Source organism: Candidatus Sulfurimonas marisnigri, from assembly GCF_015265475.1.
Lineage (GTDB): Bacteria > Campylobacterota > Campylobacteria > Campylobacterales > Sulfurimonadaceae > Sulfurimonas > Sulfurimonas marisnigri.
The window spans coordinates 1418327-1443270 of sequence record NZ_CP054493.1 but is presented as its reverse complement, the minus strand read 5'-3'; the positions used below and the strand labels follow the sequence as shown (position 1 = coordinate 1443270).

22 protein-coding genes, 4 tRNA genes and 1 pseudogene are annotated in these 24944 nt (G+C 32.8%); 18 read left to right on the top strand and 9 right to left on the bottom strand.

The features are described from left to right. Positions 1-36: 36 nt before the first annotated feature. Entirely contained in the window at positions 37-1878 is a 1842-nt protein-coding gene (gene selB / locus HUE87_RS07265; RefSeq protein WP_194365539.1) for a selenocysteine-specific translation elongation factor, read from the bottom strand. Beyond that, complete coding sequence (selA, locus tag HUE87_RS07260; RefSeq protein ID WP_194365538.1) at positions 1871-3220, bottom strand: L-seryl-tRNA(Sec) selenium transferase; 1350 nt, start codon at positions 3218-3220, stop codon at positions 1871-1873. Before selA ends, selB begins: the two co-directional genes overlap by 8 nt. Before the next feature lie 59 nt (positions 3221-3279). Here selA and HUE87_RS07255 point away from each other — a divergent pair. Continuing rightward, positions 3280-3378 (top strand) — tRNA-Sec (locus HUE87_RS07255). Positions 3379-3381: 3 nt separating this feature from the next. Here HUE87_RS07255 and selD read toward each other — a convergent pair. After that, positions 3382-4416, bottom strand: a complete 1035-nt coding sequence (gene selD, locus HUE87_RS07250) for a selenide, water dikinase SelD (RefSeq protein ID WP_229855080.1) — start codon at positions 4414-4416, stop codon at positions 3382-3384. A 295-nt stretch (positions 4417-4711) separates the two neighbouring features. Here selD and yedE point away from each other — a divergent pair. Then, positions 4712-5928, top strand: a pseudogene (gene yedE, locus HUE87_RS07245) (selenium metabolism membrane protein YedE/FdhT). Further along, complete coding sequence (gene yedF / locus HUE87_RS07240) at positions 5918-6163, top strand: sulfurtransferase-like selenium metabolism protein YedF (protein ID WP_194365536.1); 246 nt, start codon at positions 5918-5920, stop codon at positions 6161-6163. The pseudogene yedE and the gene yedF overlap by 11 nt, the downstream one beginning before the upstream one ends. Positions 6164-6182: 19 nt before the next feature. On the opposite strand, the gene HUE87_RS07235 is transcribed toward yedF, so the two are convergent. From HUE87_RS07235 to HUE87_RS07225, 3 genes are all read right to left on the bottom strand, one after another. Continuing rightward, positions 6183-6845: a response regulator gene (locus HUE87_RS07235; RefSeq protein WP_194367918.1), complete on the bottom strand. Its 663-nt coding sequence runs from the start codon at positions 6843-6845 to the stop codon at positions 6183-6185. Further along, complete coding sequence (locus HUE87_RS07230) at positions 6835-8343, bottom strand: sensor histidine kinase (RefSeq protein WP_347401024.1); 1509 nt, start codon at positions 8341-8343, stop codon at positions 6835-6837. The genes HUE87_RS07235 and HUE87_RS07230 overlap by 11 nt, the downstream gene beginning before the upstream one ends. A gap of 76 nt (positions 8344-8419) precedes the next feature. Further along, positions 8420-9529 (bottom strand): ABC transporter substrate-binding protein, encoded by a 1110-nt coding sequence (locus tag HUE87_RS07225; protein WP_194365534.1) that lies wholly within the window; start codon positions 9527-9529, stop codon positions 8420-8422. 145 nt (positions 9530-9674) lie between these two features. Between HUE87_RS07225 and HUE87_RS07220 the strand changes: the two genes are divergently transcribed. From HUE87_RS07220 to HUE87_RS07155, 14 genes are all read left to right on the top strand, one after another. Continuing rightward, positions 9675-11375: a 4Fe-4S binding protein gene (locus HUE87_RS07220; protein ID WP_194365533.1), complete on the top strand. Its 1701-nt coding sequence runs from the start codon at positions 9675-9677 to the stop codon at positions 11373-11375. Then, entirely contained in the window at positions 11372-12160 is a 789-nt protein-coding gene (locus tag HUE87_RS07215) for a TorD/DmsD family molecular chaperone (protein ID WP_229855079.1), read from the top strand. Before HUE87_RS07220 ends, HUE87_RS07215 begins: the two co-directional genes overlap by 4 nt. Positions 12161-12253: 93 nt before the next feature. Beyond that, on the top strand, positions 12254-12457 hold the full coding sequence (locus HUE87_RS07210; RefSeq protein ID WP_194365532.1) for a twin-arginine translocation signal domain-containing protein: 204 nt from the start codon (positions 12254-12256) through the stop codon (positions 12455-12457). Between the two features lie 19 nt (positions 12458-12476). Next, positions 12477-15308 carry a formate dehydrogenase subunit alpha gene (locus tag HUE87_RS07205; RefSeq protein ID WP_194365531.1) on the top strand — a complete coding sequence of 944 codons (2832 nt, stop codon included), beginning with the start codon at positions 12477-12479 and terminating at the stop codon, positions 15306-15308. Between the two features lie 10 nt (positions 15309-15318). After that, the gene (gene fdh3B / locus HUE87_RS07200) at positions 15319-15927 is read left to right on the top strand and encodes a formate dehydrogenase FDH3 subunit beta (RefSeq protein WP_194365530.1); all 609 of its coding nucleotides are present in this window, start codon (positions 15319-15321) and stop codon (positions 15925-15927) included. A gap of 9 nt (positions 15928-15936) precedes the next feature. Further along, entirely contained in the window at positions 15937-16833 is an 897-nt protein-coding gene (locus tag HUE87_RS07195) for a formate dehydrogenase subunit gamma (protein WP_194365529.1), read from the top strand. A gap of 92 nt (positions 16834-16925) precedes the next feature. Beyond that, positions 16926-17714: a formate dehydrogenase accessory sulfurtransferase FdhD gene (fdhD, locus tag HUE87_RS07190; protein ID WP_194365528.1), complete on the top strand. Its 789-nt coding sequence runs from the start codon at positions 16926-16928 to the stop codon at positions 17712-17714. Further along, a complete protein-coding gene (locus HUE87_RS07185) occupies positions 17707-18093 on the top strand; it encodes a ModE family transcriptional regulator (RefSeq protein WP_229855078.1) in 387 nt (128 codons plus the stop codon). The genes fdhD and HUE87_RS07185 overlap by 8 nt, the downstream gene beginning before the upstream one ends. Then, complete coding sequence (locus HUE87_RS07180) at positions 18077-18451, top strand: winged helix-turn-helix domain-containing protein (protein ID WP_194365527.1); 375 nt, start codon at positions 18077-18079, stop codon at positions 18449-18451. The genes HUE87_RS07185 and HUE87_RS07180 overlap by 17 nt, the downstream gene beginning before the upstream one ends. Continuing rightward, positions 18444-19424: a cysteine desulfurase gene (locus HUE87_RS07175; RefSeq protein WP_194365526.1), complete on the top strand. Its 981-nt coding sequence runs from the start codon at positions 18444-18446 to the stop codon at positions 19422-19424. Before HUE87_RS07180 ends, HUE87_RS07175 begins: the two co-directional genes overlap by 8 nt. After that, positions 19417-20655 (top strand): molybdopterin molybdotransferase MoeA, encoded by a 1239-nt coding sequence (locus HUE87_RS07170; RefSeq protein ID WP_194365525.1) that lies wholly within the window; start codon positions 19417-19419, stop codon positions 20653-20655. Before HUE87_RS07175 ends, HUE87_RS07170 begins: the two co-directional genes overlap by 8 nt. 1 nt (position 20656) lies before the next feature. Continuing rightward, entirely contained in the window at positions 20657-21616 is a 960-nt protein-coding gene (gene wtpA, locus HUE87_RS07165) for a tungstate ABC transporter substrate-binding protein WtpA (protein WP_194365524.1), read from the top strand. A 6-nt stretch (positions 21617-21622) separates the two neighbouring features. Then, entirely contained in the window at positions 21623-22609 is a 987-nt protein-coding gene (locus HUE87_RS07160; RefSeq protein ID WP_194365523.1) for an ATP-binding cassette domain-containing protein, read from the top strand. Between the two features lie 21 nt (positions 22610-22630). After that, positions 22631-23413 (top strand): ABC transporter permease, encoded by a 783-nt coding sequence (locus HUE87_RS07155; protein WP_194365522.1) that lies wholly within the window; start codon positions 22631-22633, stop codon positions 23411-23413. A 49-nt stretch (positions 23414-23462) separates the two neighbouring features. Here HUE87_RS07155 and HUE87_RS07150 read toward each other — a convergent pair. The 3 genes from HUE87_RS07150 to HUE87_RS07140 form a co-directional block, all read right to left on the bottom strand. After that, positions 23463-23539: transfer RNA gene (locus HUE87_RS07150), tRNA-Met, on the bottom strand. Positions 23540-23552: 13 nt separating this feature from the next. Continuing rightward, positions 23553-23627: transfer RNA gene (locus HUE87_RS07145), tRNA-Gln, on the bottom strand. Positions 23628-23645: 18 nt separating this feature from the next. Beyond that, a tRNA-Met gene (locus HUE87_RS07140) sits at positions 23646-23722 on the bottom strand. A gap of 190 nt (positions 23723-23912) precedes the next feature. Between HUE87_RS07140 and HUE87_RS07135 the strand changes: the two genes are divergently transcribed. Further along, entirely contained in the window at positions 23913-24941 is a 1029-nt protein-coding gene (locus tag HUE87_RS07135; protein WP_194365521.1) for a bifunctional 3,4-dihydroxy-2-butanone 4-phosphate synthase/GTP cyclohydrolase II, read from the top strand. The last annotated feature ends 3 nt before the right edge of the window (positions 24942-24944 follow it).

Here is a 24944-nt window from a genome sequence, read left to right as displayed (position 1 = left end):
CTATTTTGATTGGAGCAAATAAAAATGTTCCTACTTCTAAAGTGTTTTATTTAAGAAAACTCTTCTATTGTTTACTTTTTTTATTTGAGAAAAATTATCTAGATAATCTAAATAGGTTACAAGATATTTTCTGCTAAGTTGATATTTTTCTTTAAAGTTTGATATATCAATATAGCCATCTTCTTTTATTATATTCTTCATCTCCAAGACAATATTGCTTAAACTTGTAGAGTGAATGAAAAGGTTATGTTGCAGTCTTACTACCTGTTTTTTTACACATAATAACTTTAGTATTTCATCTCCTACTTTTCTATCTAAGTCTAAATCATCATAGATATTATAAGGAGCTGTCGGAGATGTACCTTCTTCTTCCAACCTTTTTAACACGATTTGCTCAAGAGAACTTTTAAAATCTTCTGTGATATCTGCACTTTTAAATAAATTCCCGTCTTTAACTAAAAATTCTTCTTCTATAAGCTCATTTAATACAAGGTAAATAAAACCTTCACTTGCCCATGTTAATCTTAGTTTTATAGATGTATTTGAGAGTAGGGCATACTTATTTTTAGTGTATATATTTTTTATATTATCTCTTATAATCTCTTTTGTAGATATTGGGTAGATAATCAATTCTTTCTCATCAACGAAACAGTTCTCCAGTTTTTTGGCATAGCAAAGTGCTTCTATATGTGAAAGCGCAAATCTTTGCGCTGATGAGATTAGTCCAAGACCTTTTTTATGTGCATTTATTAATATACCATAAGCCTCAAAAATCTCTTTTTTCTCTAAAGCCCTCAAAAGCTTGAACTTTTGACTCTTTTTCATAGGGTCAGAAACAGGGTTTAATATAATTCCCCCTGCAACCGTGAAATTTCCATCTCTAATAATTAATTTTTCATTGTAGATGCTAAAAATCTCTTCATTGCTTTTTATTGTTGCAAAACCTTTATCTAATGATTCTTCAGAATTAAAAAGTAGTATTTTTGCATCAATCTTTCGTGAACCTATATAAATTGAATATTGTCTATCATGATAAAGATATTTGTCTTTTAAAGTTTTAAAGGATATATCAACAGTGTTAAAGCCTCTTAAATACCCTTTTTTAGAGATTAGAAAACCTCTTTTAATAGTTTTTGAATCAATGCCGCTTAAATTAATAGCAGTTCTATTTGAAATGTTTGCTTCAATAGCATTATCACCATGAACTTGAATGTTTTTAATTTTTATCTCTTTTTTTAAATCGCAAATGAATATTTTTTCATTAAGTTTTATAGGTTTGCCTAAGACAGTTCCAGTTACAATTGTCCCAGCTCCCTTTGCACTAAAAACTCTGTCTATGTAGTATCTAAAGAAATTTTCTTCTATCTTTGTATCTGCATCCAACTCAAAAAGTTTCTCTTTTAAAATCTCGATTGAGCTGTCATCAAAAATAGAAACAGCATGGACAAACTTTAAGTCAAAATCATACTTTGAGATAAATTCCTGAATCAGAGATGTATTTATGTCAAGCTCTTTCTCATTTAGCAAATCTTTTTTAGTGATTACTAATACAGCATTTTTAACGCCAAGAGAATTTAATATCTCCAGATGTTCAACAGTTTGTGGTTTTATACCCTCAGCAGCACTTACAACTATCATAACACAGTCAAATGAGAAAGCACCAGCTATCATATTTTTAACTAACTTCTCATGCCCAGGCACATCTATGATAGCTATGTTTTGTTGTGCTTTTTTTAGATTTGAAAAACTTAAATCTATTGTAATACCACGCTGTTGTTCCTCTTTTGTAGTGTCGCCTTCAAAGCCATTGAGTGCTTTGACTAGAGCAGTTTTACCATGATCAATGTGACCGCAAGTACCTATAATAAAATTAGACATCAGCTATATCTTTAACTATTTGTTCTATGCGCGGTATTTCATCTATGTTTATTGTTCTAAAATCAAGTAAAAATTTGTCATCTTCTATTCGACCAATAACTTTTTTCTCTCTAAAGAGTTTCTCCATCTTTGCTGGCTTATACTCTTTTATCTTTATGACAAGGGCAACCGTAGGAATTGTTCTATTTGGAGTAGTCCCACCACCGATTACTGTTTTTGTTTCTAGGATATTACATGTACAAATATTATAGATACTGCGCTTTAATATATTTGCATTCTCTTTTAGCTTATCTACTTCTGTAAAAAGCATCTTAAGAGTAGGGATATCATCTATATTTCCAAGCAGAGTTGATTTTATATTTTCCTCTAGTATCGCTAGGGTAAGCTTATCTACTCTTAGCATTCTAAGGAGCTGATTCTTTTTTAACTTTGCAATATACTCTTTCTTACCAACTATTATTCCAGCTTGCACGCTTCCAAGAAGTTTATCACCAGAAAAACTTAATAGAGATGGCTCTTCTTTCATATACTTTAAAACCGATGGTTCGTAGATGTCAAGTCCATAAGGCAAATCAACCAAATGACCGCTTCCCATATCGTAGTAGTCAATCAAGCTGTTCTCCTTTGACAGCTTTATCAACTCTTTAAACTCCACTTCACTGCTGAAGCCCTCGATAGAGTAGTTAGATTTATGTACTTTCATAAGCATAGATGTTTTTTCATTTATAGCATCTTCGTAATCACTAAAATGTGTTTTATTTGTAGCTCCTACCTCTACAAGTTTTGCACCGCTATGTTTCATTACATCAGGAACTCTAAAGCTGCCGCCAATCTCAACAAGCTCACCGCGACTAACTATTACCTCTTTTTTCTTTGCAAAGGTATTTAGTATCAAAAAGACAGCGCTTGCATTATTGTTTACTATTAAAACATCTTCGCATCCAAGAAGCCTACATATTAGTTTAGAGATATGAGAATATCGCTCTCCTCTTTTTCCTTTTTCTAAATCGTATTCTAAGTTATTGTAACTAGTAACTATCTCTTTTACTTTATCAAATGTTTTTGTATCTATTAGGCTTCGTCCTAAGTTTGTATGCACAATTACGCCCGTTGCATTTATAAGCTTTTGCAGAGATGGTTTTGTAAGTTCGTTATACTTTTGTACAACTGTTTGAACTAGTTCATCTTCACTGAAAGATTCTACCTTGTTTTTTAAAATGTTTTCTCTTAAACTTTGAAGAACTTCTTGAGTAATACTAACCACAAGAGAGGTGGCCAAACCATTAAACTGCTCATTCTCAATAAACTTGTCTACCTTAGGAATAGATTTTAGTAAAAACATTTTTACCCTTTTATATGTATTTTATTTTTAATACAGTAGAATATAATCGTACAACATTTGGGGGGCATGTGACCCTGGTGGGCACCACAGGTTTCAAACCTGATTGGAGGTTTTTGTGTAAACGCCTCGGGGGGTTCGATTCCTTCGCCTTCTCACCAAACTTAGTACACGATTATCGGTCTATCTCCCCTTGGGATTATAGAACCAATTATGCACGCATAACCATAAGTCAAATCTTCAACTCTTTTTACATACTCTAAAGCATCTTTTTCATTCATAGATATTAAAAGTCCTCCTGATGTTTGTGCATCACAAAACATTAGTTTATACTTTATAGCATCTCCCACAAATGTAACCTTATCTTCTAAATACTTCATATTTCTCTTTGTTCCACCAGGAACTACATCTCTGTCTGCTAAATCAAATGCATCTGCCATAACAGGGACACTTTTAGCATCTATACTAAGGCTCACAGCATCATTTGTAGACTCAAAAGCATGACCGAGCAGACCAAAGCCAGTGATATCTGTACAAGCACTCACATCATACACACTAAGAAGTTTTGATGGCAAGTAGCTGAGAGTTTCCATAACCTTCACTGCCTCAAGAGTAGTCTCAATTTTAAGCAAGTCTCTCTTTATAGCAGTTGTTAAGATACCCATACCAATAGGTTTAGTCAACACTAAAACATGTCCTATTTTAGGAGTATTGTTTCTTAGAATTTTACTAGGGTGTATCATCCCCGTAACACTAAGTCCATAGTACATTTCAGGTGACTCTATAGTATGACCGCCGATTAAAACACCACCGCACTCTTTTATCTTTTCATTTCCGCCTCTAAGTATTTCGCTAAGAACTTCATAGCCATGGTTAGTTTTATCAAAGCCTACAATGTTTAGAGCAGTTTTTACCTCTGCTCCCATTGCAAATATATCTGATAAAGAGTTTGCTGCTGCGATTTTTCCATACACGAACGGGTCATCAACAACTGGTGTAATAAAATCAACAGTTTGGACTAATGCTTCATTTTTATTTATCTTAAAAACAGAAGCGTCCTCACTATTTTCAAATCCTACAAGCACATTTTCATTATCTGGAATAAGTGAGCGAATTGTATGTTTTAGATCTCCCGGACCCATCTTCGCTGCTCAACCAGCTGCTTGAACGAATTTAGTTAATTTAGATTCGTTATTCATTATTAGCCTTAAAAGTATTTTATGAAGTAAGTGTAAGAAGTGTAGTAAAGAAGTTTATTACATTTATGTACACCTAATCCATAGGTTAATGCTTATTGTATTTTACTGGTTCTAACGTTAAAGCAATATTAAAATAGTAAAATATTTTTTACCATTTTATAAAAAATTAAGAATTCTTTCAATACAATTATTTTTAGATTTGTGGTACAAATAGACATTTGATTTTTCTTTCTTTTTTAATTTCATTCTTGTCACCTTAGAGTTTTTTACAAAAAATTTACTTATTGGAGAGAAAATGAACTTTATGGAAGAGTTGAAGAAATATCTAGTTTCTTTTTGGCAACCGGTCCCAGCAGTTATTGCACTTGGGGTTTTATCTGTTTACTATTTTGGTATTACAGGAACATATTGGGCTGTAACAGGCGAATTTACAAGATGGGGTGGTCACGCCTTAGAATTTGTCGGTGTTGATATTAGTAATTGGGGCTATTTTAAAATCATGCATATGGAGGGTAATATTTTTACTCGCGTGGATGGTGTTATGATTATTGGTATGTTTGCAGGAGTTATCGCAGCGGCCTTTTGGGGAAACAATGTAAAATGGAGAATGCCAGCAAGTCGGATAAGAATTTATCAAGCACTTATAGGCGGAATTATCGCAGGATTTGGAGCAAGACTTGGTATGGGCTGTAACTTGGCTAGTTTATTTACAGGTATACCTCAGTTTACGGCTCACGCTTGGTTTTTCACTTTTGCTATGATTGCTGGCGTATACTTGGGAGTAAAGGTAACACAACTTCCATTTTTCCAATCAAAAGTTAAATTACAAAAATTATCTTGCAGTATTCCTATTCAATCAAATGAGGGTAGCGATGCAGACAAAGTAAAACAATTTTTTACTATTGGAACTTTTGTATTTTAGGCATGATGGTTTGGGCAATATATCTTATCTTTTCAGGACATGAAAAACTTGGTCTTGCTATGCTTTTTGGAGGTGCTTTTGGACTTATTATCGCAAAAGCACAAGTTTGTTTTACATCAGCATTTAGAGATATTTTCACAACTGGTAGAAGCCAAATGACAAGAGCTATTGTTCTTGGAATGTTAGTTTCTAGCATCGGTATTTTTAGTTACATCATGATAGGAGTTCCGCCAAAAATTATGTGGGCTGGACCAAATGCTATTATTGGTGGAGCTTTATTTGGTTTTGGTATCGTTGTAGCTGGTGCTTGTGAGTGTGGTTGGATGTATAGAGCAGTAGAAGGTCAAATTCATTTTTGGATAGTTGGAGTTGGGAATGTTATAGGGGCGACTCTGCTTGCTTTTGTATGGGATGATATCTCTGGGCCACTTGCAACATCTTGGCCAAAGATAAATTTACTAGAGTCATTTGGTAATTACGGTGGGCTTCTTATGAACTATGCTCTACTTGCTTTATTATTTTTACTAGTGTTAAAACTAGAAAAGAATTATCTTAAAAAACTAAAAGGAAATGCAAACAATGAAAAATAATACTAAAGCTCCTAGACCAACTTATCGTTTGGATATGCATGGTGAGCCATGTCCTTATCCTGCCATAAAAACACTAGAAGCACTAAGAAGTCTTGAGGATGATGATATACTTGAAATTATCAGCGATTGCCCGCAAAGCATCAACAATATACCAATAGATGTGAGAAACCACGGATTTCAAGTCTTACATGTAGATACAAGTACTCCATCGGTAAGATATTTCGTAAAAAGATGACAATTAATTATATTTTTACCTAAATTAATTCTAATGATTTATCATTAAATCTATAAGTTTTATGTGCAACTTTTACTAAAATCTTTTTCTCTGAGAGTTCTTTAAAAAGTTTTATAAGAGTTGGTTTAGATATGGAGATCTGTTGCATTATGTCACTGTATGAAGCGATAAGTTCATTCTTTTCATTTAAGTTATCAAATAAAAATTTAACAACCTCAACTTGTTTAGAATCAGTTATGGCAGATATTGTTCTTATTATATTTGAATTTTTATGAATTTCTCTTTCTTGTATAAGAGGCAAAAGTATGTCGTGAAGAGTATTTAGTAACTCTTTTAAGTTTATTGGTTTAACGATGTAATTTTCTACTTTTAGTTTTATTGCATCGAGCAAATATTTTGTATCTGTATGGGCAGTTGTTAAAATTGCCGGTATATTTATATCTTCTTCTTTTAACTCTCTTAAGAAATCTATTCCATTTTCATTTTCAAGTAGGATATCTGAGATTATAACATCGACTTTTTTCTGCTTAATCACCTGCTTTGCTTCCGCTGAAGTTTTTACAGCATATACATTTTTTAAAAAGTCACTTAACATGTCTCTTGTTTGTTTTAGTAAAGAGTCATCATCTTCTAGATATAGTACATTAAATTCATTTAGTATTTTTAAATTTCTAGTCATTATTTTTATCGCCTTTATTAGCAGGAATTGTAATTGTAAAGAGAGTACAGTTCTCAAAATTTTGATTTGCTATTTTATAATAAACATTCTTACAATCAATTGTTCCTAACATATGTTTTTCTATAATTTGCTTTGACATGTAAAGACCTATTCCTGTCCCAGCACTTTTGTATTTAGTAGTGTAGTATGGCTCAAAAATATGTGGAAGCACCTTTGCGTTTATTCCACCGCCATTATCTACTATATTTATTCTTATATTATTTCTTGATTTTTTAACTGTTATCTCTATAAGTCTTTTATGTTCTTTTGAGATAAGAGCATCTTTAGAGTTTGAGATAATATTTAAAAATACATGTGAGAGCTCATTGTAAAAGCCATGTATTTTTACATCATGGAGTATCTTTAAGTGAAGTTCTATCTTCTCTTTATCTAAAACATATTTTGAGAGCTCAAATGAGTTTTTAATACAATCTTTTAAAGAGAACTCTTCCTCATCTCTATTGGGCTTGAAAAAACTTTTAAAATCCTCAAGAGTATTGGACATATTATCCGCTAACAAAATAGCATCGTTTACTTTTTCTTCAACAATTTCTGGAGTCAACTTTCCTAGCTCCATCTTAGTTTGAATCCCTTGAACAATCATCATAAGCGAACCTAATGGTTGTCTCCACTGATGAGCTATGTTTGCAATCATCTCACCTAAACTAGCAAGTCTTGACTGTTGAAACATTATAAAATCTTTTTTTCGTGAGTCTGCTACTTCATTTTGGATTCTTTTTTCTAGTGAATCATTTAAAGCTTGCAACTCTTTTGTTTTTTCATTTACAGCTTCTTCTAAACCAAAATGAAGTTTTTTAAAATGTATGATTATTACTATTGAAAGTATTATTGAAAATAAAAATACCCATACGATAGAAATATTTAAAATCATAGCCAGAGTATTAAAAACCGTTTGAGTATCTTTTCTCTCGCTTATAGCCATCTTTAAATCATAATTAGTCAAATTTGTAATATATATGGAGATTGTATTTATTTCAATATTAACATGTTCTATTAGAGATGATGCAGCATCATAATTTTTATTTGATAACTCTAAAATTATCTCATTAACAATCACTTCTATGTTCTTGTTTTTGTCATTGATATTTGAAATAATACTATTTTGTAATATTTTATTTTTATCTGGGTTGCCTATAATAAAAAACTTTTTGATTATTTTTGTCACCAAGGACGTTTCATACTTTTTGGAAAAAGTGATTTCCAAATATTTATTCCAGTTTTTTTCAATAAGCTGCTTACCTAAATTTAAAACATCATAGGATTGCTCTAAAGTTATGTTTTTATGATAAACATCATATAGTGTGTCATGTATATTAACCACATATGCATCTTTTATAGCCTCAAGCTTTATAATTGGTTTTGTCCTTTTTTCAAACAAAATATCAAAATCGTGTTTTACAGTATATATAGATATTTGAGATAATATTATTATCAATATCATCCCTCCTATAATTATAAAAAGTAATATAGATGTCTTGTATGTAAAAGATATTTTATCAATGAATGAGAATATATTTTTAATTTTCATTGTAAACTTCTATGAATTTAGAATTTTCATACTTGAAAAGATAAACTCTATTGTGCAGTTGAGTGTTTTTTTGTATATTTTTAATCTCTTTTAGGAACTTTTCTCTTGTAATAGAGCCATCTATGTTCTTTAGTGCTTCAACAACTGATTTAGCTGCTAAGAATGCTTCTAAAGATATAAAACCCAATGGCTGATTTGGAAAATACCTTTTCATTGCATCTTTGTACTCTAAAATTACAGGTTTAACACTATCTTTATAGCTTGGAACAACTTGAGAAAAAAGTAAATTTTTTGTATTGTAATCTAACTCTCTTATCATCTCATCTGCATCTCCAAAAGAGATATTACAAAAAAGAGTATCTTTGAAGATAGGATCTTTCTTGGCTGTTTTAATAAACAAAGCATTTGCTTTATATGCTCCAATCATAAAAACTGCTTCTGGTTTTGAACTTTTTATTTCATAAAAAGCATGTCTTATAGAAAGAGTATTTCTTTTATATGTCCCTTCTCCTGCTAAAGTCAAGCCTCTCTCATTTAGTGAGTAAAGAAGTGAGACAAAGCCTTCTTCTCCATAATCATCATTTTGGTAAAAAACAGCGAATCTTGAGATGTCTCTTTTATTTCGTAAATACTCAACTATATAATCAATCTCTTCTTTATAAGAACTTCTAAAATTAACAACATCAATACCTTCATTATTTCTTAAAAAAGAAGCTCCAGTAAATGGAGCTATTAAAGGTATATCTGTACTTCTGATAGTTTGTAATATATTTTTTACCGTTGGTGTTCCAACTAAACCAAAAAAAGCAAAAACATCTTTGTCAATAAGTTTTTTAATATTTTCTAAAGTCAGGTCTGGCTCATATTTGTCATCATAAACAATAAGTTCAACTTTTACATTTTTTAGTTCTTTGTTTTGATTGGCATGTAGAAAATATGCGTTTGCTCCGCTATATACAGCATCACCGACAGCGTGCATGATTCCAGTTCTTGGTATGGATAAACCTAGTTTTATTGATTTGCCATCAAACTCATCACTTTTAAAATTGAAGAATATTAGTACAAAAGTAATCAAGGTAGCTACTATATATTTAAGCACTAAAATCCTTTTTTATTGATTATAACATAAATCATTGTATAAAAAAACAGTTTAAATATTGGTAAAAAATTATTTACATTTTAAGGATACAATAAGTTTTATATAGCTAAAATTGGTAATATATATTTTACCAAAAGGGGTTTAGATGAAAGAATTTGTCTATTTTAGCGATAGAGGGCTTGACTTCCCGCTTTCTGAAAATATACTTGTTACCTCTACACTCTCAACTGCTTCAAATAATAACTTTATTGTATCAAATTCAAAAAATGTTTATGGTGAGATAATTGCAGATGAAATTGATTTTTATATTAGCAATTCAAAAGACACAATTGCAAACAAGATTAAGAATGTAGAGAAATTATATGAGATAAACTCTATCAGATTTGATATGGCTCAGGACATAAAATATACCCAAAAAATATCAACAGATGTTTTACTTGTATCTACTAAAGAACAAAAAGAAGAGTTTTTAAAATCTATGATTCCTAATGAGTTTAATCTCTTACATGTAACACCTGATGTTGTAAAATCTATATCTGGACATATTGGAAATTTAACGGTAATTGCAAATGATAACTTCAAAGATGCAACGCTTCATGTTTCTCAAATAGTATGGTATGACCAAGAAGAAATTGCAACTAAACAAAGTGGAACTTTTGATCCTACTGAGAGCTCACTTGATGATGTTCTTGCAACTTTGCGTACAAATATAAGTAATTATGAATATAAAAAAGCTATTGTTTACAACCAAAACATTTGTCAGTATCACGGAAGAAGAGATGTTACATGTGGCAAGTGTGCAGAGGTATGTCCAACAGTCGCAATACAAAGAGATGATAGTGTAAAACATCTTCAATTTTCTCAAATAGATTGTCATGGTTGTGGCGGATGTATATCTGTATGCCCATCTGGAGCACTTGATTATGCCTCTTTAAATAGAGAAAGTATTTATGATATATCAAGATTGTTTAGTGGGCATATTCCTTTAGTTATACCTCAAAAAATGAATATTAAAAACTTGGATGTAGAACTAAAAGAAAATGTTTTGCCTTTTGCTATTGAAGGTGAAAAGTTTTTACATGAAGGAACACTACTAACTATTGCACAAGAGTCAGGTTCACAAGTAATCTTTTACTCTGATTTCCTTTCAAAGGGGACAAAAGATGCAATTAGAATCTTAAATGACATATATCAAAAGAAACACAACCTTGATGCAATTATTGTTGCAATGGATAAAGATGAACTTGTAGATGCTCTAAATAAAGTTAGTTTAGTGAAAAATTCAAGACATACTATAAATGAGTTGAATACAAAAAAAAGAGAAATTTTCGCAACAAGACTAAAAAATATTGTAGGTGAATATGACTTAGGTGAAGTGCAAACTGGTGAGCACATTCATTATGCGAAAGTGAACGTAAATGAAGAGAACTGTACTTTATGTTTATCATGTGTAGGTGCTTGTAATGTAGATGCACTAGTTGCAAACATAGATGATAATTCTTTAAGAATAAACCCTAGTATCTGTACAGCATGTGGCTTTTGTGAAGTTTCGTGTCCAGAAAAAGATTGTTTAACTATTGAACAAGATGTAATAAAACTAAATCCCATTTGGTTTAAAGAACAAATACTGGCTAAAGACACTCTGTTTCCATGTATAGAATGTGGTAAAGAATTCGCTACAACAAAAGCAATAGAAAAAATCGCTTCGATTATGTCTCCTATCTTTGCTGGGGATTCAATCAAAGAAAGAACTCTATATTGTTGTGAGAGTTGTAAGCCAAAGGTTATGATGACTAGCTATATGCAAAACAAAAATCAGTACAAAACACCAGGAGACACACTATGAATGACAAAAATATGAATGAAGAAAAAATGAACAAAGCGAGAGCTTTATACTATGCGATGTTTTCAAGATTTTTTGTTTTTACAATTGACAATAAAAGATATTTTGAGCTGATTGATTTTATAGATATTTTGAGAGAAAGCCCATTAGATAAAAGCTCGGCTTTAGCCTTTGAAAATATAAGAGCCGTTGTTAAATCTGAATCTAATATTGCATTTATGAAAGAGTTTGATGACATCTTTCACTCGCCTGAGACTCAAACTGTAAGAACTACTGCTTCATATTATGATGAAGATATAGAAAGTGGAAAAAAAAGAATTGAGATGCAAAACTTTCTAGCAAAAACAAAAATCAGAAGAGATGAAAAAGCTTACTCTGATTATGAGGACCACATAGGTTTTATTTTTTCTGTAATGAACGAATTATGTGAATTGATTTCAGAGGGAGAAGAACAGTATAAAAGTACAGCACATTGTATATTTGAACAAATATTAAATGAATTTGTAGATAAGTTTTCTAAAGAATTATATGAACATGAAAATGCAGATATTTTTAAAAATGTAGTTGTTCTACTTAAATCTTTTATAGAGTTTGAGAGAGTTTATTTAGAAGTACAAACACCTTTAACTGAAAAAAGTAAACCAGAGTCTAAAGTTAAGTCTGATTCTCTTTCAGATGAAGAAATTGCAAGAAGAGAAAGAAACAGACTTTTAAGACAAAAAGGACCAAAAGAAGAGCAAAGTGCTTGTCCTCTTGATATAGCTTATGATGTGGAGGATGATATTTAGTCATCTTCATCATGGGGTTTAAATAAGCTAAAAAATTTGGTTTATTTAAGCCTCATGAGTTATGGGGCTAATCACAAACAAAAGGAGACAACGATGCAAGAAAGTAGAAGAAACTTCCTCAAAAAAAGTGCATTAGTTGTTGGAACTGCTGCTGTCAGTGCCACGGCGTTAGCTGCTAATAAGGAAGAAGCCATAGAAGCTGATTCAAACGGAGTTGTTGTAGGGACATCTACTAAAAAAGAGATTCTTTACAAAAAAAGTCAAGCTTGGGACGATTTTTACAAACAAGCTTTATAGTAAATAAGGGAGAAAGAGTATGTTAGTTGACACATATGAAACACTCAACGCCCAAATCGGTAGAAGGTCATTTATGAAAATGGCAGCTGTCGCTACGGCTACTGGTGTTACTAGTGCATTTGCTAATGATGGTGTAACAAGAGCTGCTACACAAGAGGAAGTTAAAAATCCTTTTCCTGGCTCTAAAAATGTTAAAACTATCTGTACTGCATGTTCAGTTGGATGTGGTATTATCGCAGAAGTACAAAACGGCGTTTGGGTAAGACAAGAGGTTGCACAAGACCATCCTATATCTTTAGGTGGACATTGTTGTAAAGGTGCTGATATGATTGATATGGTTAGGTCTGAGGTTAGACTTAAGCATCCAATGGTAAAAGAAGCTGGAAAGTGGAAAAGATTAAGTTGGGACGATGCTTTAGACAGAATCGCAACAAAATTAAAAGCTTCTCATGAAACAGCAGGACCAGATTCAGCAATGTTTTTAGGATCTGCAAAAATGAGTACTGAACAGGCATATTATTTTAGAAAATTTGCCGCAATGTATGGAACGAATAATATAGATCACCAAGCTAGAATTTGACATAGTGCAACAGTCGCCGGTGTGGCGAATACATGGGGTTATGGCGCTATGACCAATTCACTTGGAGATATTCAAAATTCTAAAGCTATTATTATCTTTGGAGCTAATCCTGCGGTTAATCACCCAGTTGGATTTCAACATTTCCTAAAAGCTAAGGAAAATAACAATGCTAAAATAATTGTTGTAGATCCTGTATTTACTAAAACTGCTGCAAAAGCAGACCATTATTGTCGTATAAGACCAGGGACAGATATACCATTTATGTATGGAATGTTACACCTAATCTTTAAAAATGGTTGGCATGATGAGAAGTTCATCAAAGACAGAGTATATGGTATGGAAGATGTAATGGAAGAAGCTAAAAAGTGGAATCCGAAAAAAGTTGAAGATGTAACAGGTGTACCTGCTGATCAACTTATTCAAGTTACAACATTATATGCTAGAGCTAATCCTGGTACATTAATCTGGGCTATGGGTTTAACTCAACATACAGTGGGAAGTTCTAATACTAGACTTGCTCCTATCTTACAATTGTCTCTTGGAAACATGGGTGTTGAAGGTGGTGGAACTAATATTCTTAGAGGTCATGATAATGTTCAAGGTGCTACAGACATGTGTTGTTTATCACACACATTACCTGGTTACTATGGATTAAGTGATGGTTCATGGAAATACTTTGCAAAATCTTGGGATGTTGACTATGAATGGTTAGCTGGAAGATTTAAGTCTAAAGAATGGATGGGTAAAAAAGGGTTTACACTTTCTCGTTGGTGGGCTGGTGTACTAGATGGTAAAAACGGTAATGATAAAATTCATAACGCTGGAACTAATCTTAAAAATCTTTTTGTAATGGGTAACGGTATTACATCAATTGCTCAGCAAGCTAAGGTAAAAGAAGGTCTAGATAATTTAGACATGATTGTACTTTGTGATCCTTTTGTTAATGAAGCAGCAATTTTAACTGATAAGCAAGATGATGTATTTATTTTACCAGCCGCTACTCAGTTTGAAACATCTGGAACTGTAACTGCAACTAATAGGTCAGTTCAGTGGAGATCAAAAGTAGTTGAACCAATGTATGAGTCAAAAACTGACCACGACATTATGTTTGAACTGGCAAAAAGACTCGGTTTTTATGATGAGTATACAGCCGGTATGAAAGTTAAAGAGAATAAAAAAGATTTTACATGGCCTGAAGATGCTACTGATGAAATTGCAAGAATTATTAAAACAATTGGTTTAACTGGTTGGACTGCTGCGAGAATCAAGAATCATACTGAAAATTGGCATATGTTTGATCAAATCTCTGGACGAGGTTATGGCAAGATGAAGGGTGAATATTATGGTTTACCTTGGCCAGTATGGACAGAGACTCATGGTGGTAGCCCATTATTATACAATATCAACAGAAGTGTTGCTGAAGGTGGTATGGGATTTAGAAATAGATTTGGCTTAGAGCATGATGGACAAGATTTACTTGCAGGTAAAGGAAGTGCTCCAAAAGACTCTGCAAATAAAGATGGATATCCTGAGATAACTGCTGCTAATATTGAGCAGGTTCTTGGTATTAAGTTAACTGCTGACGAGAAAAAGAGAATTGGTAAAAACTGGAAAGTTGATACTTCAAATATTATTGCCCAAAAATGTATGGAACAAGGTATGGCTCCTTATGGAAATGCTAAAGCGAGAGCTAAAGTATGGACATTCCCTGACCAGATTCCAATGCATAGAGAGCCTTTACACTCTCCAAGAAAAGATTTGGCTGATAAGTATCCATCGTATGCGGATAAAAAAGACCATTACAGAGTTGATACTAAATATGTTTCTAAGCAAACTGAACAAGATTGGTCTAAAGACTTCCCTATCAATCTAGTAACAGGAAGACTTGTAAATATGAATGGTGCGGGTATGGAAAATAGAGCTTCTAAATATTTAGCTGCCCTAAGTCCTGAGATGTTCTGTCAAATCAATCCTGATTTAGCAGGTAGATATGGAATTAAAGATGGTTCAATGATGTGGATTCACTCGCCAGAAGGTACTAAAATAAAAGTTAAAGCTAAGTACACTCATGCAGTTAGTGAAGATAGGATTTGGATTCCATTCCATTTTGCTGGGCATTTTCAAGGTGAAGATTTATCTCATAAGTATCCAAATGGTACAAAACCTTATGCTGTGGGCGAGAGTGCTAATACTGTTACTAACTATGGTTATGACATTATTACTCAAATCCCTGAAACTAAAGGCGGGTTATGCCGCATAGAATACGCGTAAGGAGTTGGTTATGAGTGAAAATGCAAGATTAAAGTTTTTTTGTGATGAGCATAGATGTATTTCTTGTGATGGTTGTTCTGTAGCTTGTGCGGAAGCGCACGAGTTACCAGCAGGTATCAATAGAAGAAAAGTAATTGCTATGAATGAAGGTATTGCTGGATTAGAATACTCTTTATCTATTGCTTGTATGCACTGTACAGATGCTCCTTGTGAGCAAGTTTGTCCTACTGATTGTTTTTATATCAGAGAAGACGGTATCGTTTTACACGACAAAGAAAAATGTATTGGCTGTGCTTACTGTCTATATGCTTGTCCTTTTGGTGCTCCTCAATTCCCAGAGGATGGTGCTTTTGGAGTAAAAGGCGTAATGGATAAATGTACTATGTGTGCTGGTGGTCCCCAAGAGACTAACTCACATAAAGAAAGAGAGCTTTATGGACAAAATAGAATTGCAGAGGGTAAAGTTCCTGTTTGTGCTTCTATGTGTGCTACTAAAGCATTACTTGTTGGTGATTCAGAAGCAATCTCTGCTATCTATAGAGAAAGAGTATTGTCAGTTGGTCATGGCGTAAAAACACAACCTTATGGATGGTCAACAGCATATGGTTCTAAGATATAGGACATTATTATGAAAATTAAATATATCATAATCGCTCTTATCGCACTCTCTTCACTAGCATTTGGTGCTAGTGAAAGTGTAGTATGGAGTGATAATCTAATTGATAATATCCTAGGTTACGATAAAAAAGGTTCATTACATTTAGGGCAATATTTTACTATTTTACAAAGTACATATTTTAAACCACTTTTTTTGGGTGTTTTATTTGGAGTACCAGCTGTATTCGTTGTACATTATCTGGTAATTGGTCCAATGATTTTCTCTCACGATAGAAAGAAAATTTATGTATTTACTCTGTTTCATAGAGTTATTCATACTATCGCAGGTATATCATTTATCTTACTTATTCCTACTGGTCTAATTATGATGTTTGGTAGTACTTTTGGTGGTGGAGAATTTGTAAGAGTAAATAAAGAGATTCATGCAATCTCAACACTTCTTTTTATAGTAAGTATTGTACCTATGTTTTTTATGTGGCTGAGATGGATGTTCCTTCATTGGGATGACATTAAGTGGCTAATGATAGTAGGCGGTTATTTGAATAAAGACAAAAAGCCGGTTCCTGCAGGTAGATTTAATGCTGGGCAGAAAACTTGGTATTGGTTAGCTACTCTTGGTGGCTTTTTAATGATAGTTACGGGTGTGGCTATGTATTTTCAAGACTTTAGATTTGAAATACTAAATACATACCATATCTCTCAAATTGACTTTTTAAGAGCAAGTGCTATTGTTCATAATGTTTTAGGATTAGCTATTTTAGCTCTTTTCTTTGTACATATCTACATGGCAGTATTTGCGATTAAGGGTGCTATCCACAGTATGATAAGCGGTTATAAAGAAGAAGAAGAAGTTGAAGTTCTTCATAGTTCTTATTATAGAGAGCTAAAAGAAAAAGGTGAAGTTTAAGATATTAATTAGTTCATTCCTCCATTTTGGTGGAGTGTTCTTTTTAAAGACTTTAAATATGCAAAATTTGCATAGTTAAGAGAGGGGACAAAATGTCAAATAGTAAATATTTAAAAACAATCATCATTGACAGAGTAAATGGTGATGAGATAACAGAAGTAGAAGATGTAACTATTGAAGAAGCAAGACTAAATGTTTACCTAAATGGTGAAAAGATCATATCTATGATGTGTATACCCAAAGATCAAAAGGCTCATGCAATTGGCTTTTTAATGAGTGAAAATGTAATCACTCAAATCAGTGATGTAGAATTCATAGAGGTAAGTGAAGATGGTTTAAGAGTTGATATCAAAGCAGCAGTTGATACAGACTCACTACAAAACCTATATAAAGAAAAAACACTAGTAAGCGGTTGCGGTGGAGGAATTACCGGTAATGTTGCCGGAAGTCTGGAAATTCCATTTAATCAAACTAGTTTTGTGATTAGCCCTGAGACTATTAGCGATGAAGTAAAAAAATTCTATGCTGATAGTGAACTGTATACACTGACAGGTTGTGTTCATAAAGCAACGCTGTTTTTAGAAGATACAAGTGTTGTAACTGCCGAAGACATAGGTAGACACAACGCAATAGATAAAGTTGTTGGTAAGTGCAAAATAGATGGACTTGACACAACAAAATCAGTTTTATTTGTTAGTGGAAGACTAAGTTCTGAGATGGTTGTAAAAGCAGTTATGCATAGAATCCCCATAGTGGTATCTAGAACTGCTCCGACATACCTTGGAGTACAAACAGCCAATAAACACGGAATAACCCTTATAGGCTTTGCTAGAGGAAGAAAAATGAACATATATACACACAGTGGAAGAGTTCATGGATAACATAGAGCAAATTTTAAAGCAATATCTAAATAATGATGGAAAGATTAATTGTTTAGATGCTTTTAAATTGGCTAGAGAGCTACATGTAGAACCAAAAGAGATAGCTGAGCTTACTAAAAAACATGGTATCAGAATTGACAACTGCGAACTTGGTGTTTTTGGCAGTAAAGATTTTGGCGATGCAAGAGATGATATATATGAAAAATTATCTGCAAAAGCTAATGCCCAAAAAAAACTAGATTGTAGTGCTGCCTGGGAGGTAGCTCAAGAGTTTTCTTTAAATAAAGTTGGTTCAACTACTAAAAAAAGTGACATTGAAGTTATATATTGTCAACTTGGATGTTTTAGAACAAGGATTCACCATGGTAGTAAAAGTTAAGACCTGGATAGAAGATGACAATGAGCATCTAGTCTTTGGTGGTGGTAAAACTCAAATCTTAGAACTAATCGATGAAACAGGTTCTATCTCAGAAGCTTCCAAGAGAGTTGGGATGAACTATAAAAAAGCTTGGTCTCACATAAAGATACTTCAAGAGTATATTGAAGATGACTTAGTGGTGGTTAAAAAAGGAAGAGATTCCGGCGGAACTGCACTAACACCCAAAGCAAAAGAACTTATACTCAAGTATAAACTCTTAGAAAAAGAAGTTAGAGATTTTTCAACTAAAAGATTTGAAGAGATTTTTATGGCAGATGGAGAGACTATAAATTGCACAAAGGAGAGCCAAAGTGTATAAATTAAACTGTTTGAATTATCCTCAGGCAAATGATGTATCAGTATCAAAAACGCTGAGTATTGAGCCTTTAAATTCTAATGTGAAATTTGAAGAGATGAGTAAAGATTTAACATCAAGGTTTAACTTTTCATCTTTACATAGTTTCTCTTTTTCAAAAGAAGGTTTCTTAGGTTTAATGCTGGAGTTCAAATCAAACATTGCCGTAAGCCTTGGTGAGAGTGAAGCCGTAGTTCAAGCAGCCGAGCTTTATGAGTCATTAGGTTTTAGTGTTACGTACGTAAACCTTATGCCTGATGGAACAATTGACTACAAGGCGATTAGCTCTATAAAAGAGGAGTATCTGTTTGTCTCACCATACATAATCGATACTTTTGTAAAGGTTGATTTACAAAAGGTCAAAGAAGTTTTTAGTGGAACTGTTATCTCTAATATATCAGCAACATTAGATGCTAATCACTGTGACGTGGCTTATTTTGATGCATATAAACTTAGCGGTTATTTCACACACTCAATATTACTTCATAATAACCTATTTAAAGAGCAAAATTTAGCGAGCATTGATACTGTAGGACTAAAGCTTATCACAGATGCCATAAACAAAGACAAGGAAGCAGTTACATGTAAAGAAGAGTTTATCAATGCTTTAAAAGAGAGTTTAGGAGATGACATTATCTTCTTTGTCGATTCAGACTTAACACTAAATAATGTTGTTCACTTTGGACTTAAAGGGATTAAAGCGAGAGAAGTAATAAGAAACTTAAGTCTTTCAAGTATTTTTGTAACAAATGGGGAAGGGTGCTCTTTAGGTCTCTCTCGTCCTTCTAGAATTATTCAAGCAATGGGTTATACAGAGTTACAAAGCAGACAAGCTATATCTTTGTCTTTTTGCAAAAATTTAAACAGTGAAGAGATTCTACATGTAGCTTCAAAAATAGGTAAATCTTACAGACAGATAAAGGCTTTACATGGATAAGTATTTAGATTTTAAAGATGCTGTTTCTTTGTCACTAGAAATAGCAGAGATTACTGGCATAGAGGAGATAGTTCATATACAAGATTCTATTGGAAGAATTTTAGCACAAGATATTTCCTGTATAAAGAATCTACCATCTTTTAATAACTCTGCCATGGATGGTTTTGCCATAAAAGCAACAGATGCAGGTAAAAAACTTAAAGTTGTCAAAACAATTTTAGCTGGTGAAGACACAGTAGAGTGTTTAAATGAAAATGAGTGTTATAAAATCATGACAGGTGCAAAAGTACCAAATGATGCAGATACTATCATCCCTATAGAAGATGTTGTAGAGTACAAAAATGATGAGGTTACAATTAAAGAAAAAGTTGTAAAAAATTCATGTTTAAGATTTAAAGGTGAAGAAAAAGCTTTAGAAGATGCATTATTTAATAAAGGTGAAGTTTTTACATCGGCTATGGTTGCAATATTAGCCTCTCAAGGTATAACAATGCTCAGTGTATATAAAAAGTTAAAGATAGCTGTCGTATCTACTGGAAACGAGCTAAAAGAACCATGGGAAGATGCAAGCGAGAGTGAGATTTACAACTGTAATTCTTATGCAATTATCTCACTTTTAAAAGAGAAAGGTTTTGATGCTACATATACAAACGTTGTGCCTGATTCTTTGGAAAAATCTATCTCTTTTTTAGACACTCTTAAAAACTATGATGTAATCATCACAACTGGCGGTATCTCTATGGGAGATGCAGATTTTATGGCAGAGGCCTTCGAGAGAAATGGTTTAGATATAGCATTTCACGGAGTAAATATAAAACCGGGTCGTCCTATTATGATGGGGAAAATGAAAAAAACTTTCGTTATGTGCTTACCGGGAAATCCTCTAACTGCAATGGTAAACATGCATCTATTTGCACTTCCCGTTTTAAATAAAATGCAAGGCTCTTTGAGCGTTTTTCATGACATTGATATTGCAAAAAATATCAAAAGTTTTAAAACAAAAGCTGGCCGAGTAAATGTTGTACTTGGCTTTTATAAAAATGGAGAGTATAGAGTTACCCAAGATAATAAATATGGCTCAGGGATGATTACAGTCTTACATGTAAGCAATTGTATTCTTGTGACAGATGAGTCAACAGCTTCAATCTCAGAACAAGAGAGCGTAAAGATAATTAAATTTAATTGCCTATATACAAAAGATAAAACAGATTTATTTAATTTAGGAAAATAAGATGAATAAAAAAATATTACTAACATTAGTATTAAGTGCTTTATTGGCATCAAACGTTTTAGCAAAAGAGAAAATAACTGTATTTCATGCTGGTAGTTTAGCTGTTCCATTTGCAGAAATAGAAAAAGTATTTGAAGCAAAATATCCACAGTACGATGTACAAAGAGAAGCTAGTGGAAGTAGGGCAGCTGCTAGAAAAATCTCTGAAATCGGTAAAGCTGCTGATGTAATGGCTAGTGCTGATTACAATGTAATAAACAACTTGCTTATTCCAAACCATGCGAAATTTAACGCACAATTTGCGACTAATGAGATGGCAATAGCTTATACCTCAAAAGCTAAATACGCTGATGAGATAAATGCACAAAACTGGCCAGAAATCTTTCTAAGAGAGGGTGTAAAAGTTGGACACTCAAATCCAAACATGGATCCATGTGGATATAGGTCAATATTAGTAACAATACTTGCAGAAAAGCATTATAAAACTCCAGGTTTTTTTGATAAATTGTTTGGATATGGTGATTCATATGAAGTTGGTGAAGAAGATAGAAACAAAGTTATAGTTAGACCAAAAGAGACAGATTTATTAGGACTAATCGAAGCTAATGCTTATGATTATCTTTTCATATACAAGTCAGTTGCCGAGCAACATGGATTAAAGTATATTACTCTGCCAAAGCAAGTCTCTTTAAAAGACAATGAGTTTAAAGAGTTCTATGAAACTGCTTCGTTTGACATAAGTGGAAAAAAACCAGGTCAGTTCATCACTAAAAAAGGTGGAGCAATGATTTACGGCATTACAGTTGCACAAAATAAAAAGTCACCAGCAAACAAAGAAGGTGCAATCAAGTTTGTAAACTTTGTACTTTCAGAGCAAGGTCAAGAGATTATGATTAAAAATGGTCAGGGAGTTGTATCTCCAGCAATTATTACCGGAGATGCTTCCATAATTGGAAAGTAATAAAAAATGGATAATTTAAAAATACAAAATCTATCAAGCAATAGAGGTGACTTTTCACTTAAAGACATAAACCTAGATATACAAAATAATGAGTATTTTGTTCTTCTTGGTCAAAGCGGAAGTGGAAAGACTATGTTACTAGAGACCATTGCCGGATTAAATACATGTAGTGGAAATATAATTTATAAAGGTAAAGAGATCTCTTTGGTAGCAACAGAAAAGAGAGATATCGGTTTTGTATATCAGGACTTTGCACTATTTCCAAATCTGAATGTTCAAGAGAATATTAGGTTCTCATCTAGATATAAAAAGATAGAAAAATCAGATGAACTGTTTAAAGATATAGTTGAATTTTTAAAATTAGAAACTTTGCTTGAGCGTGATACTCAAGACTTAAGTGGTGGGGAGAAGCAACGTGTAGCGATAGCAAGAGCTATATTTTCAAGACCTAAAATTTTACTTTTGGACGAGCCATTAAGTGCAATTGACCCAACATTTAGAAATGCGATTATGAAGAGTTTAAAAGACATTCATAGAAGATATAACGTTATTACTATACATGTAACGCATAACTTTAGAGAGGCTTCTTACTTGGCTGATAAAATAGCAATTATTATGGATGGAGAGATTAAACAAGTGGGTGCTGCAAAAGATGTTTTAAATCACCCTGCAAATATAGAAGTAGCAAAATTTTTAGGTTTTAAAAATATTTTTCCGGCAACAATGCTTGGATATGAATCTTCTACAAAGGTTTATTCTGTGGATCCAAATGTTATTAAAGTATCTAAAGATGATGATATTCAAGCTGATTATATTTTTGAGGGAGTAGTTGATGAATGTATGGGGATAGTTGACCATTACAAACTTTTTGTAAAAGTTAAGCAACATCAGTTTTTTATAAAAATTTTAAAAAGAGACTATGAAGGGTGTTATACAGATAGAACAAAGACAATCCAAATAGGGTTTGATAAAAAAGATATTAGTTTTATATAGATTATTAAAAAAGGAAGTACAGTGAAAGCAATAAACAAAAGCAATTTATTTAACATTACATTAATAGTCTTAGCGCTTATTATAGTGTTTTTTCTAAGCATTCCTATCATTAAAATATTTATTGGTGTGGGAAGTGAAAAGCTACTAGAGACTATAAAAGATGGTGAAGCAATTGATTCTATTATCCTTACTATGAAAGTATCTGCGTGGGCAATGGTTTTTGTACTTTTTACAGGTTTGCCACTTGCTTATGTAATAGCAAGATATGATTTTTTTGGAAAAAGTTTAGTTGAGTCATTAATAGATATTCCAGTTATGATACCTCACACTGCTGCAGGTATAGCTCTTCTTACAACTTTTGGAGATACTGAAATAGGTGAGTTTTTTAAATTTTTTGGAATAGAGTTTATAGGCACTGAGTACGGAATTATGATAGCTATGATGTTCTTATCGGCTCCATTTTTAATAAATAGCGCAAAAGATGGATTTAGAAAAGTAGATGTCAAACTTGAAAAAACAGCAAGAACATTAGGGGCTTCTCCTATTAATGTATTTTTTAGAATTACAATACCTAATGCAAAAAAAGACATAATAAATGGTGCTTTAATGATGTGGAGTAGAGGCCTTGGAGAGTTTGGTGCAATAGTTATCTTAGTTTATCATCCAATGACAACACCAGTGCTTATATTTGACAGGTTCAATAGTTATGGGCTTAGTTACAGTGCACCATTGGCAGCAGTTATTATAGGATTTAGCATGTTAGTATTTTTAGTAGTAAGATTCATTACAAATCGTTTGAGTTAGATCTTAATATATAAAATTACTTGTTCGTGGGATTTAAAGTGTGTTTGATTGGTTGCGGAAACAGGATTTGAACCTGTGACCTTCGGGTTATGAGCCCGACGAGCTACCGAACTGCTCTATTCCGCGACATTGAAAGTTGTGGATGGGGATACAGGATTCGAACCTGTGAATGCTAGCACCAAAAGCTAGTGCCTTACCACTTGGCGAATCCCCATCATTTGTATTATAAAATTGGTTGCGGAAGCAAGATTTGAACTTGCGACCTTCGGGTTATGAGCCCGACGAGCTACCGAACTGCTCTATTCCGCGACACGTATTAAAAGCAACTAGTGCGTTTAATGGAGCGGAATTATAGGTTTTTTACTTCTATTTGTCAAGTGTTATAGGCTTAAATTTGAATATTCCCAATAAAGTAAGTTTCATAGTTGCAGTTGAACTCTTTTTAAATAAGTTTTATATATAATAAAAAAATTATTTAATTCACACAAAGAGAAAATATATGACACCTATACAAAGAGTACTAGAAGCAATTGACGAGATTAAAAAGGGTAAAATGGTCATCATGTGTGATGATGAAGATAGAGAGAATGAGGGTGATTTAGTTTATGCCTCGGCTTTTTCAACCCCTGCACATGTAAACTTTATGGCAACACATGCGAGAGGACTTATATGCGTTGCTCTTAGTAAGACTATTGCTACTAGACTTGAGCTTAATCCAATGATAAGTTCAAATACATCTTCATATGAGACAGCTTTTACTGTGTCAGTTGATGCAAAAAATGCTTTAACCGGTATATCTGCTTCTGAGAGAGATGATACTATTAAGATTTTAGCAAATCCAATTAGTCATGCTGATGATTTAGTTAAGCCCGGTCATATTTTCCCTCTTATCGCCAAAGATGGTGGTACACTAGTAAGAACAGGTCATACAGAGGGTTCTGTAGATTTATGCCGTTTAGCGGGACTTAGTGAGTCTTCTGTTATATGTGAAATCATTAAAGAAGATGGAACGATGGCTAGACGTGATGATTTGGATATCTTTGGTGAAAAGCATAATCTTAAAACTGTTTTCATATCTGATATTGTTGAATATCGCTTAGCAAATGAGAGACTTGTTAATGAGACTAATGTTCAAGAAATGGAATTTTTTGGCACTAAAGTTAAGCAACATACTTTTACAGACCACGATAAAGTAGAACATACTGCTATTGTATTTCACAATGCCGGAGCTGTTGCAAATGTTAGAGTTCACAATGTTGTACCAGATATAGAACTTCTTTTGAATCAAAAAAAATATAATAATCTTGTGTCTTCTATAGAGTATTTAAAACTAAACAGTGGAGTTCTAGTATTTATAAATAAAACAAATCATCAAGATAATGCTGCTATGAAAGAGATAGGAACTGGTGCTCAGATTTTAAAATCTTTAGGGATTTCTAAAATGAACTTGCTTACATCTCTAAAACAGGCAGAGTTTGTAGGTTTGGGCGGTTTTGGATTAGAGGTAAATGAGGTAATTGATATATAGCTT